Genomic DNA, 12,242 nt, shown 5'->3' with positions numbered 1-12,242 from the left:
CTACAATGAGTAATTCTAGCATCATCGTTGTCGGAGGCGGCTTAGCTGGTCTCATGGCAACTATTAAAGCAGCAGAAGCGGGAACAGCTGTTCAACTATTTTCAATCGTACCTGTGAAACGTTCGCATTCTGTATGTGCACAGGGCGGAATCAACGGAGCGGTTAATACAAAAGGTGAAGGGGATTCACCTTATGAGCATTTTGATGACACGGTATACGGCGGAGATTTCTTAGCCAACCAGCCGCCAGTAAAGGCAATGTGTGAAGCAGCGCCGTCCATTATCCATTTACTTGATCGTATGGGTGTTATGTTTAATAGAACACCAGAGGGATTATTGGACTTCCGCCGTTTCGGGGGAACACAGCACCACCGTACAGCGTTTGCTGGAGCTACAACAGGCCAGCAGCTATTATACGCACTGGATGAGCAGGTTCGCCGCTATGAAGTAGCAGGACTTGTCACGAAATATGAAGGCTGGGAATTCCTTGGCGCTGTTTTAGACGACGAGGAAGTGTGCCGCGGGATTGTCGCGCAGAACTTGACGACAATGGAAATTGAATCCTTCCGTTCAGATGCAGTCATCATGGCAACAGGCGGTCCTGGAATCGTGTTCGGTAAATCAACGAACTCCATGATTAACACTGGATCTGCTGCGTCCATCGTCTATCAGCAAGGTGCGCATTATGCAAATGGAGAATTCATTCAAATTCACCCGACAGCGATCCCAGGAGATGACAAGCTTCGTCTCATGAGTGAATCGGCTCGTGGTGAAGGCGGACGTGTTTGGACGTATAAAGACGGGAAGCCTTGGTACTTCCTTGAAGAAAAATACCCAGCATACGGGAACCTTGTACCGCGTGACATTGCAACGCGTGAAATCTTTGACGTATGTGTCGAGCAAAAGCTTGGCATCAACGGAGAGAACATGGTATATCTCGATCTTTCTCACAAAGATCCAAAAGAGCTTGATATTAAGCTTGGCGGAATCATTGAAATCTATGAAAAATTCATGGGTGACGACCCGCGTAAGCTGCCGATGAAAATCTTCCCAGCTGTTCATTACTCAATGGGCGGATTATGGGTCGATTATGATCAAATGACGAATATCAAAGGTCTATTCGCTGCCGGAGAATGTGATTACTCAATGCACGGCGGAAACAGACTTGGTGCAAACTCACTTCTTTCTGCAATTTACGGCGGAATGGTCGCTGGACCAAATGCGGTGAAGTACATTAGCGGTCTTGAAAAATCTGCGGAAGACCTTTCTTCTGCACTATTTGACAGCGCCGTGAAGAAAGAGCAGGAGAAATGGGACAACATCCTCAGCATGGACGGAACAGAAAATGCGTACGTGCTTCATAAAGAGCTTGGAGAATGGATGACGGATAACGTGACAGTGGTTCGTTACAATGACAAACTCTTAAAAACAGATCAGAAGATCGAAGAACTAATGGAGCGCTACAAGAAGATCAACATCAATGATACCGCATCATGGAGCAACCAAGGCGCTGCCTTCACGCGTCAGCTTGACAACATGCTTCAGCTGGCAAGAGTCATTACGATCGGGGCTTATAACCGGAATGAAAGCCGAGGCGCACACTATAAACCGGAATTCCCAGAAAGAAACGATGAAGAATTCCTTAAAACAACGATGGCTACGTTCAAAGGGAAAAATCAAAAGCCTGCATTCCACTATGAGGACGTCGATGTATCGTTAATTGCACCTCGTAAACGAGATTACTCGAAGAAAAAGGTGGAGAAATAAGATGAGTGAAAAAAACACAATTCAATTCATAATCACACGTCAAGATACAGCAGATGGAAAGCCTTATGATGAGGAATTCGAAATCCCTTACCGCCCAAATATGAACGTCATTTCCGCACTCATGGAAATTAGACGTAACCCGGTCAATAAACAAGGTGAAAAAACAACGGCGATCAACTGGGACATGAACTGTCTTGAAGAGGTGTGCGGAGCTTGTTCTATGGTCATTAATGGAAAACCGCGCCAGTCATGTACAGCCTTGATTGACAAGTTAGATCAGCCGATCCGTCTTCAGCCGATGAAGACATTCCCGGTCGTGAGAGACTTGCAGGTTGATAGAAGCCGCATGTTCAACTCCTTGAAAAAAGTAAAAGCATGGGTGCCGATCGATGGCACATATGATCTTGGACCTGGACCAAGAATGCCTGAGAAAAAACGTCAATGGGCGTATGAGCTTTCTAAATGTATGACATGTGGTGTCTGCCTTGAAGCTTGTCCAAACGTGAATGATAAGTCTTCCTTTATGGGCCCTGCACCGCTTTCGCAAGTTCGTCTATTTAACGCACATCCGACAGGTGCGATGAATAAGTCAGACCGTCTAGAAGAAATTATGGGAGACGGCGGTCTTGCGAACTGCGGGAACTCTCAAAACTGTGTGCAGGCTTGTCCGAAAGGAATCCCGCTGACAACGTCAATTGCAGCACTTAACCGAGATACAACATTACAAGCTTTCCGTAACTTCTTCGGAAGCGATCACGCAGAATAACATCACATTCAGTCCTCTTTGCCAATCATGATGAGTGTTTACAAGAGGCTGGATGGAACACAAAATAAACGCCTCTTCCAATATGGGAGAGGCGTTTATTGATGAATAAGGAGATGATGAAGTGAGACTTCCGTCATATATTGAAGAACCGTTTGAAGAATGGAGAGCATCCTTTCGATTTTATGTCGAAACGACTGTCCGTTTTTCAGAAACGGATATGTTTGGCCATATGAACAATGTCACCCCTTTTGTATATTTTGAAGAAGCACGGATTGCCTTTTTTCAAAAAACAGGAATTGTGGATAAACGAATGAAACGTGTGAAAGAGACGATTACAGTCGTGGCAAACCTGCAATGTGATTACATCAAACAGGTGGAGATTGGGGAGCGGCTTCGTGTGTATGTAAAGCCGGAAAAAGTCGGATCAAGCTCACTTATCCTTCATTATTTAGGAGAAAACGAGCAGCAGGAACCATGCTTTACCGGCTCAGTCACCATGGTGCAAATTAATAAAGAAACAGGCGCACCTGTCCCATTTACAGAGGAAGAAAAAGAGACATTTCAAGCTCAACGAAATAAATAATATAGAGCCCTCATCATCGTGTAAGCTTCATTTGGTATAATAAAAGGATCATATCAAGAAGAAACAAAAGGAGAACACATGAAGATTTTTCAATATGACACCATTGATAGTACAAATAATGAAGCGAAAAGGCTCATTCAGCTAGGAGAAAAACCTTCATTTGCTGTCTATGCACATCAGCAGACAGAAGGAAGAGGCAGGCTAGGCAGACCGTGGGAAACGCCTGCAGGGAATGTCGCTGTGACCATGACAGTTTTGCCGCCAGAAGAACTCTCCACCCAGTCAACGATTGCTCCGCTGACGGCACTAGCGATCTACGATGTTCTCAAACCTCTCATGAGGGCTGAGGATCAGCTGGCGATCAAATGGCCAAATGATATTCTCATCAATGAAGCAAAGGTATCAGGCACATTGATTGAAGCGGACCGTACCGCCATTTATATCGGGGTTGGCATCAATGTGAAGACAAAGCCGGAGCATGTTCCGTACAAAACCATTTGCCTATCAGAGCTTACAGAGGTAAAAGCCGATCAGCTTGTGAAGGAACTTGCCGCCGCTTTTGAAAAATATCATACACGCTGGAAGAATGAAGGGTTTGAAGCACTCACTTCCCTCTATAACAAACGGTTATATCGTCTTCATAAACCGCTGCGGATCTCGTTAGACCGTGAAAAACAAACATGGGAAGAGGGCATTTGCTGCGGAGTCAACCGCTACGGTCATCTCCAGCTCAAAGATGAGAAAGGGCAAATAAAAGCTCATTCGGCCGGAGATATCGATGCACCGCTACAGCATTAAAAAAAGCAGACGATATTCTCGTCTGCTCAGCGTGTAGACAAACCCTCGCATTCGTTGTCAGGTCTGCGCTCCGGTGCTCACGAATGTCACATTCGCTCCGCTCCTGTGCTCGTCCTTCCTAGACTTCAAAGGTTTTCTATCACGCTGAATAGAAGACAAAGGGCTAAAAGAAAACCCTTTTAGCCCTTTGTCAACAATCTGAGCAGACGATGTTCTCGTCTGCTTTAAGCTTCTCTTTTAATATGAGGCTGAATCACATAGTCTTGTTTTGTGAAAACAACTCCGTCTAGAATTTCTCTTGCAGTTCGAATGACTTTGACTCTGTTTTGAGAGATGTCAATTTCCGTTTGCATAATCCCGGCAGGATGCCCAATACGAAGGGTGTCATCTTGACCTTGGAACAGCTGAGAAGGAAGCGTTTCATCCAAGAAACAGCTGGCCGTTACACAGACAGAACCAGTAATGGCAAGTGCTTGGTGCGGTCGTTGCATCGATAGCATACGAACGATGATGTCCATATCTTCTGCTCGTCTCAAGATTCCATTTGTATCTACATAATCAGCAGGCTCGCTAATGAGCGCAAGCTTTGGAACAGCTGGAGACTGTAATGTGGCCATTTCTTTTGGTGCAAAATGACACATTTCAGCAGCGAGAGAACGAATATCTTCTAAATCATCCAGTAATTCGTCTGTAAACTCTTCAGGCAATTCAGTTCCTTTTAATTGAATATCTTTGGCACGAATAAAGGCAATTGGATTTGCAATGTCAACGATCGAGATTGGAATTTCCCCAAACTTCGTTTGAATCGTATCAATTTTGTTTCCAGTCGGAAAGGTTTTACCTGTGACAGCGCCTTCAGGTTTCTCAAAGGATAAATAAATAGGAGAACCAGTTCCTTTTACGCCTGGAATTTCTGCCTGTCCTTCAAATTTTACTTCCCCATTTTCAACTTCGACCTCTGCCGTAATGACTTTATTTGTATTGGTATTGAGGATACGTACAGTCGTAATGGGCTCAACTGCTTGAACAAGTCCTTTAATGATCGCATATGGTCCAACGGCTGATGAGATGTTCCCGCAGTTTCCTTTAAAGTCGACATATCTCTCATTAATACTGACCTGTGCAAATGTATAGTTCACATCCACATCCGGGCGTGTGGCTTTATCGATAATGGCCACTTTACTTGTTAAAGAATTACCGCCGCCGATCCCATCGACCTGCAGCCGGTCAGGACTGCCCATAATGTCTAATAGAAATGCCTCGAGCTCATCGTGTTCATATGGTGCATTGTCAGCGTGAATGAATACTCCTTTGCTTGTACCGCCTCGCATGATTGTGATTGGAACTTTTCTCATGACTCTCACCCTCAATTTTTAATTAACTGTTTATCTAACCAAAATGGTAAAGTATAATAAGAAATAAGTTAAATACATTATTTTAAGAGAAATCAATAAAAATATTTTATAATTAGTAAAAAAGGAGGGCATACAATGGATGAAAAAGATTGGCGGTTTTTAAAGGTACTTTATGAAGAAAAGAACATCACAAAAGCGGCAGAAAAATTATTTGTCTCTCAGCCTGCCTTAAGCTATCGATTGAAACAGCTTGAAGAGGAGTTTGATATGAAACTTTTCTTTAAAAGAAAACGAGGAATTGAATTTACATCAGAGGGCGAATACTTGGCTAAATACGCAAATGACATGCTCAAACAGCTGCAGCAAACGAAAGATGGCATGCTCAATATGCAAAAAAAGGTCAAAGGAACGATCCGGTTAGGGGTCTCAAGTAACTTTGCCCAGTATAAACTGCCAGAAATATTAAAAGAATTTTCTAAGCAGTATCCACATGTTCAATTTATGGTCAACACAGGCTGGAGCACAAAGGTAATGGATTTATTAGGAACATCAAGTGTGCATTTAGGGATTTTAAGAGGTGATTATGACTGGAATGGAGAGCGTTTTTTGCTCGATAAAGAGCGTCTTTGCATTATTTCAAAATCAGAAATTCAGCTAAAGGATCTCCCGAATCTGCCGCTCATTGACTATCATACAGACAGTTCATTAAAACGGCTGATTAACAGATGGTGGCAGGAAACATTCACAATGCCTCCGCTTGTCACGATGGAGACAGACCGTCAGGATACATCAAAAGAGATGGTGAAGCATGGTTTAGGCTATGCCATTGTCCCAGAAATTTGCCTCAGACCAAGTGATGAGTTATTTGTAAAAGGACTTTCGTATAAAGATGGACAGCCTGTTTTAAGAGATACATGGCTCATGTACCAGCCAGACTCACTTCATTTGTCTGTGGTGAAAGCGTTCATTGAGTTTTTAAGAAATCAGCAAGGTTGATTATAAAAGAAATTTATTGAATATACGAAAAAATCGATATTTTCATTATAAAAAAAGCTATTATATCCTTGAAATAGAAAGCGCTAACATATAGATCGCAAGTGCAAGGGGGCGCTTGCAGATCATGTAAAGAAGAGGATGGAGGGATATAAAGTGCTAGCTATTTTAGGGATCTTGATGGTCTTGACATTTACATTTCTCATTATGACAAAACGTATGCATCCGGTGGTGGCTCTAACCGTTGTACCTATCATATTTGCATTGATCGGCGGCTTTAACAAAGGGTTAGGGGACATGATGCTTGATGGACTGAAAACTGTTGCACCATCAGCTGCTTTATTGTTATTTGCGATTTTATTCTTCGGTGTCATGCTGGATGCTGGATTGTTTGATCCTCTGATTAAACTCATTCTACGTATTGTAAAAGGTGATCCTGTCAAAATTGCTTTTGGGGTAGCGATTTTGTCTATGCTTGTTGCATTAGATGGTGATGGAACAACAACGTACATGATTACCGTATCAGCTATGCTGCCACTTTTCTTAAGAATTGGGATGAACCCATTAATTTTAGGAACAATTTCATTATTATCATTAGGAATTATGAGCGGAATGACGCCATGGGGCGGTCCAGCTACTCGTGCAATCGCGGCGCTTGGATTAGATGCAGGCGAATTTTTCATTCCATTACTCCCAACGATGGTTGGAGGCGGTCTTTTTATACTTTTTACTGCTTATGTACTTGGGAAAAAAGAAAGAAAACGGATTGGGATTGCAGAGATTCAGTACAAAGAAGAGCCGTCCATTTCTCCTGAATTGGCTGCGTCAATTGAAGATGGAGTAGCCGATATCAAGAGACCGAATCTGATTTGGATTAACTTCTTCTTAACAATTGCTGTCATGGTCACTCTCGTCATGGATATCATCCCAATTCCTGTACTCTTCTTAATTGGATTTGTCATCGCTCTGATGATCAACTATCCAAAGGTTGAAGATCAGCGCGAGCGAATTTTATCTCATGCAGGAAACGCATTAACGGTTATCACACTTGTATTTGCAGCAGGGATTTTCACAGGGATTTTTTCTGGAACAAAAATGGTTGAGTCCATTGCCAATTTGGTCATTTACATGATTCCGGATTCCTACAGCTCATTTTTCCCGCTGATTGTTGCTTTGACGAGTATGCCATTTACATTTGTGCTCTCAAACGATGCTTACTATTTCGGAGTGCTGCCAATCTTGGCTGAAGCCGGCGCAGCTTATGGGATTGATCCGGTGGAAATTGCACGTGCCTCTATCATAGGGCAGCCTGTTCACTTACTGAGTCCGCTTGTAGCTTCAACACTGCTGCTTGTCAGTATGCTGAACAGAGATATTGGTGATTTGCAAAAATATGCACTGCTATGGACCGTGTTAACTGCCCTTTTTACAACACTTATTGCATTGTTAACAGGCGCCATTTCAATCTTTTAAATACCACGCAAAAAAGGACGATGTCTCGGGGAGGAGACTCGTCCTTTTTTGCGTGGAGGAAAGCGCAGAAATTGGACGCTGATATGCGGGATTTCTTGATTTTAACGTCACCTACCTCAGGCACCCGGCATATGATATCTCGACTATACAGAATCCCATTCTATAGAGACTAGAGCTCTCACCTTAGCAAGGAGGGTTACAATACTTGAAGGAGAAAGAGTTTCAATCCAAGCCGCTATTAACCAAAAGAGAAAGAGAAGTATTCGAATTGCTCGTCCAAGATAAAACAACAAAAGAAATTGCAAGCGAGCTTTTTATTAGCGAAAAGACTGTTCGAAATCACATTTCGAATGCCATGCAAAAGCTAGGAGTCAAAGGCCGTTCACAGGCCGTAGTCGAGCTTCTGCGTATGGGTGAGCTAGAGCTCTAAAGTCAGCCGGTTTTCCTTCCATATTGGGGAGGAACCGGTTATTTCTATATGGTTTCCATGAGTCTCTTCTTGCATTTTCTTTAAAAAACGAGGAAAATAGACATATACGTTTTAATCAAAGTGAGATGCTATAGTGAGGTATCAATAAAATGGAAACGAATGAATCAGGCCATGTTGCAGAGATTGAAAAATCATTACGCCACATTGCCGCAATTATTAAGCAAAAAGGCAGAGAAATCCTCAATCAATATACGATTACACCTCCACAATTCATCGGGCTTCAGTGGCTTTATGAATTCGGAGATATGACAATAGGCGAGCTGTCACAAAAGATGTACTTGGCTTGCAGCACAACCACTGATTTAATTGATAGAATGGAAAAAAGTGAACTTGTCGAACGGGTGAAAGATCCATCTGATCGCCGCGTGGTTCGCATTCATTTATTGCCTGAAGGCGAGCGGATCATTCAAGAAGTGATTGCTAAACGCCAAGAATACGTCAGTGAACTTCTAGGGGCTTTCTCAGAAGAAGAAGCCATCGTTTTCAACCAATCCTTAACGAAACTACAGCAGCAAATGAAAAGAAAATGAGGCGATTTTGTTGGATCAACCAATCGGCGTCATTGATTCCGGCGTCGGCGGTTTAACCGTTGCAAAGGAAATCATGAGACAACTGCCAAAAGAAAAAATTATTTATGTAGGCGATACAAAACGATGTCCATATGGCCCGCGGAAAGAAGAAGAAGTTCTTCAATATACGTGGGAAATGGCACACTACTTACTAAAACACCACCATATTAAAATGCTCGTCATTGCATGCAACACAGCAACGGCGATCGCACTGGATGAAATTAAAGCAACGCTTGATATTCCGGTTATTGGCGTCATTCAGCCTGGTGCCCGTACAGCGATCAAGGTGACAAACAACCAGCATATTGGCGTTATTGGCACAATCAATACGATCAAAAGCGAGGCATACAAAGAAGCGCTGCTGTCCCTAAAAGCAGGTCTAACGGTTCAAAGTCTGGCGTGTCCGCTCCTTGTCCCATTTGTGGAAAGCGGTACGTTTTTAGATCAGACAGCAGAGGCAGTGGTCAAAGATTCCCTTGAACCGATGAAAGAAACAGGAATTGACACTCTTATTCTTGGCTGCACACACTATCCGATTTTAAAAGAGCCGATTCAGCGCTTTATGGGCAGTGATGTCAGCATCATTTCATCAGGAGATGAGACAGCGAGAGAAGCAAGTACGATTCTTTCATATAAAGGGCTGTTAAATACCTCTAAAGAAACGCCTGTCCATACATTTTACACAACAGGGCAGCAGCAAAATTTTCAAAACATCGCTCGTGACTGGTTTGGCTACCTGCCAGGGAAGGTCGAGACCGTGTCACTTGAACACATCTACCAGCAATAACCCGCTTCTATTTGAAGTGGGTTATTTTTTATGAAAAGGGTCTAATCCTCTGGGGGAGCTCGTATACATAGTAGTACAAACTACTAGAGGAGGGTGAAGTATGCTGAAAAAAGGATCTACAGCAGCTGTTACGTGTATCGCGTCAGCCATGCTTTTGTCAGGATGCGGATTGTTTCAAACAGACCAAGCGAAAACAGAGATTGATCCACCACAAAACGTCACATATGTGAAAGAAAATAAAGAAGATAAACAAACAGCCAAAGAAGGAAAAGAAGAGAAGCAGGCAGATACGGTCATGAGAGAATTATATTTAATTGATAAAAACGGGTATGTCGTCTCTCAATCCATTCCACTGCCGAAAAATGAAGGAAGTGCCAAACAAACTCTTGAATATCTCGTGGACGGGGGGCCTATTTCTAACTTAATGCCGAATGGCTTCAGAGCAGTGCTGCCAGCGGATACGCGCGTATCTGTCGATATTAAAGACGGAACGGCGGTTGTCGATTTTTCAAATGAATTTAAAAACTATAAAAAAGAAGACGAGCAGCGCATTTTGCAATCTGTCACTTGGACGTTAACTCAGTTTGATTCCATAGCCAAAGTCAAATTGAAGATGAATGGACATGAACTAAAAGAAATGCCTGTGAACGGTACACCTATCTCAGATGATTTAAGCAGAGAAGACGGTATTAATATCCAGCACGAGGCTGCTGCTGATATGACAGCGACAAAGCCAGTGACGGTTTACTATTTAGCTGAATCTGATGAACAGACGTACTACGTTCCGGTGACCAAAAGAGCGCCAAAAGACGAGGATGATCCGATTACAGCAGCAATTGATGAGCTCGTCTCTGGACCAAGCAAAAAAAGCCATCTGCTTACAGACTTTGATCAAGATGTGAAGCTGAATGATGTACCAAAAGTAAAAGATGGCCATGTGACACTTGATTTCAACGAATCTATTTTTGGCAGTGCGGATGAAAAGAAAAAGGTCATTTCACAAAAAGTTCTTGATAGCATTGTGCTCACATTAACCGAGCTGCCGGACGTCAAAAGCGTATCTGTCAAGGTGAACGGCAAGGCTGAGCTTGTGAACGAAAAAGGAGCAGAGCTCACAAAGCCGGTTTCACGACCAGAACAAGTGAATACAGGTAGTTTTTAACGTCACACATTGATATAATGGAGAAAAAGAGGCATGCATATTCGCTGCCTCTTTTTTATTCCAAGCGATTAGAACGAGCTGAGGTTGTCAAAGTTAGTAGGAGAACCCCGCTGGCACTCGCGAGGAATGTATATCGTAACGGAGGTAAAACATGAGATTAGATGAAAGACAATATGACGAATTGAGAAAAATTGAAATAGAGGCAGGCTACATCACGCACCCAGAAGGCTCTGTCTTAATCTCAGCGGGAAATACGAAGGTGATTTGTAACGCATCGATCGAAGACCGCGTACCTCCTTTTTTAAGAGGAGAAGGAAAAGGCTGGATCACAGCAGAATATAGCATGCTTCCAAGAGCAACTGCACAAAGAACGATAAGAGAATCATCTAAAGGAAAAGTCACAGGACGTACGATGGAGATCCAGCGTTTAATTGGACGAGCACTCCGCGCAGTCGTTGACTTAGAAAAGCTTGGCGAACGCACGATTTGGATTGATTGTGATGTTATTCAAGCAGACGGCGGCACACGCACAGCATCCATCACAGGTGCTTTTGTTGCCATGACACTTGCGATTCAAAAGCTACGAGCTGAAGGAGTCATCAAAGAAAACCCGATTACTGATTATTTAGCGGCGATATCCGTCGGAATTGATTCTCAGCAAGGTCTTCTGTTAGATTTAAACTATGAAGAAGATTCTTCTGCTGAAGTAGATATGAATGTCATCATGACAGGCGCTGGTCGCTTTGTTGAACTTCAAGGAACAGGCGAAGAAGCGACATTCTCAAGAGAACAGCTAAACGGACTGCTTGATTTAGCCGAAAAGGGCATCAAAGAATTAATCAAAAAGCAAAAAGCAGTAACAGGAGAAGTCATCGAATAAAGAGAAGGGTTTGATCAGGATGAAAACAGCCATCATTGCAACGCACAATGCGGGCAAAGCGAAAGAATTCAAAGCCATTCTTGAGCCAAAAGGATTCACGGTCAAAACACTAGCAGACATTGGCTTTACTGAAGAAATTGAAGAAACAGGACAAACCTTCGAAGAAAATGCCATCATCAAAGCTGAGGCCATTCAAGCCAAAGCAGGTGAAATGGTCATTGCAGACGATTCCGGTCTGTCGATTGATTATCTGGGCGGAAAACCTGGCGTGTATTCAGCGAGATACGCAGGTGAGCATAAAGACGATGCGGAGAATGTGGAAAAAGTGCTGAGCGAACTTCAAGGCATTGAAAAAGAAGACCGCACAGCCAGATTCAGATGTGCCCTTGCTGTCAGCATACCGGGAAAAGAAACAAAGACGGTAGAAGGATCAGTAGAAGGCTTCATCGCTGAAAAACCTATCGGCGAAAATGGCTTCGGATACGACCCAATTTTCATCGTCAAAGACAAAGACCAGACGATGGCCGAATTATCACCAGAGGAGAAAAACAAGATCAGCCATCGAGCGGTCGCGCTTCAAAAGCTTTCATCACTGCTAGACGCAAATGAATAAGGGGGAA

13 protein-coding genes are annotated in these 12,242 nt (G+C 43.1%); 12 read left to right on the top strand and 1 reads right to left on the bottom strand.

Translation table 11 applies throughout. The features are described from left to right. Positions 1–5 precede the first annotated feature (5 nt). The 4 genes from sdhA to NSS80_RS13920 all read left to right on the top strand — a co-directional run bounded on the left by sdhA (position 6) and on the right by NSS80_RS13920 (position 3,913). The gene (sdhA, locus tag NSS80_RS13935; protein ID WP_034279746.1) at positions 6–1,766 is read left to right on the top strand and encodes a succinate dehydrogenase flavoprotein subunit; all 1,761 of its coding nucleotides are present in this window, start codon (positions 6–8) and stop codon (positions 1,764–1,766) included. Position 1,767: 1 nt separating this feature from the next. After that, positions 1,768–2,532 carry a succinate dehydrogenase iron-sulfur subunit gene (sdhB, locus tag NSS80_RS13930; RefSeq protein WP_034279749.1) on the top strand — a complete coding sequence of 255 codons (765 nt, stop codon included), beginning with the start codon at positions 1,768–1,770 and terminating at the stop codon, positions 2,530–2,532. 121 nt (positions 2,533–2,653) lie between these two features. Then, positions 2,654–3,115: a thioesterase family protein gene (locus NSS80_RS13925; RefSeq protein WP_065214556.1), complete on the top strand. Its 462-nt coding sequence runs from the start codon at positions 2,654–2,656 to the stop codon at positions 3,113–3,115. Between the two features lie 78 nt (positions 3,116–3,193). Continuing rightward, positions 3,194–3,913, top strand: coding sequence for a biotin--[acetyl-CoA-carboxylase] ligase (locus NSS80_RS13920; protein ID WP_317221893.1), 720 nt, complete (start codon positions 3,194–3,196; stop codon positions 3,911–3,913). Between the two features lie 224 nt (positions 3,914–4,137). On the opposite strand, the gene NSS80_RS13915 is transcribed toward NSS80_RS13920, so the two are convergent. Continuing rightward, the gene (locus NSS80_RS13915) at positions 4,138–5,268 is read right to left on the bottom strand and encodes a PrpF domain-containing protein (RefSeq protein WP_041115065.1); all 1,131 of its coding nucleotides are present in this window, start codon (positions 5,266–5,268) and stop codon (positions 4,138–4,140) included. Between the two features lie 135 nt (positions 5,269–5,403). On the opposite strand from NSS80_RS13915, the gene NSS80_RS13910 reads away from it, so the two are divergent. The 8 genes from NSS80_RS13910 to NSS80_RS13875 all read left to right on the top strand — a co-directional run bounded on the left by NSS80_RS13910 (position 5,404) and on the right by NSS80_RS13875 (position 12,235). Then, entirely contained in the window at positions 5,404–6,264 is an 861-nt protein-coding gene (locus NSS80_RS13910) for a LysR family transcriptional regulator (RefSeq protein ID WP_024423208.1), read from the top strand. Positions 6,265–6,417: 153 nt separating this feature from the next. After that, on the top strand, positions 6,418–7,734 hold the full coding sequence (locus tag NSS80_RS13905) for a citrate:proton symporter (protein WP_252049671.1): 1,317 nt from the start codon (positions 6,418–6,420) through the stop codon (positions 7,732–7,734). A 205-nt stretch (positions 7,735–7,939) separates the two neighbouring features. After that, complete coding sequence (gene gerE, locus NSS80_RS13900; protein WP_003184172.1) at positions 7,940–8,164, top strand: spore germination transcription factor GerE; 225 nt, start codon at positions 7,940–7,942, stop codon at positions 8,162–8,164. 149 nt (positions 8,165–8,313) lie between these two features. Beyond that, positions 8,314–8,754 (top strand): MarR family transcriptional regulator, encoded by a 441-nt coding sequence (locus NSS80_RS13895; RefSeq protein WP_024423206.1) that lies wholly within the window; start codon positions 8,314–8,316, stop codon positions 8,752–8,754. A gap of 10 nt (positions 8,755–8,764) precedes the next feature. Then, positions 8,765–9,580 carry a glutamate racemase gene (gene racE / locus NSS80_RS13890; protein ID WP_024423205.1) on the top strand — a complete coding sequence of 272 codons (816 nt, stop codon included), beginning with the start codon at positions 8,765–8,767 and terminating at the stop codon, positions 9,578–9,580. Between the two features lie 100 nt (positions 9,581–9,680). Continuing rightward, positions 9,681–10,742: a GerMN domain-containing protein gene (locus NSS80_RS13885; protein WP_024423204.1), complete on the top strand. Its 1,062-nt coding sequence runs from the start codon at positions 9,681–9,683 to the stop codon at positions 10,740–10,742. A 151-nt stretch (positions 10,743–10,893) separates the two neighbouring features. Further along, positions 10,894–11,622, top strand: coding sequence for a ribonuclease PH (rph, locus tag NSS80_RS13880; protein WP_034621182.1), 729 nt, complete (start codon positions 10,894–10,896; stop codon positions 11,620–11,622). Positions 11,623–11,632: 10 nt separating this feature from the next. Continuing rightward, entirely contained in the window at positions 11,633–12,235 is a 603-nt protein-coding gene (locus tag NSS80_RS13875; protein ID WP_162860205.1) for an XTP/dITP diphosphatase, read from the top strand. The last annotated feature ends 7 nt before the right edge of the window (positions 12,236–12,242 follow it).

It is taken from the genome of Bacillus sp. FSL M8-0350 (genome assembly GCF_038593345.1).
GTDB lineage: Bacteria > Bacillota > Bacilli > Bacillales > Bacillaceae > Bacillus > Bacillus safensis.
This window is presented reverse-complemented; position numbering and strand designations above follow the sequence as displayed.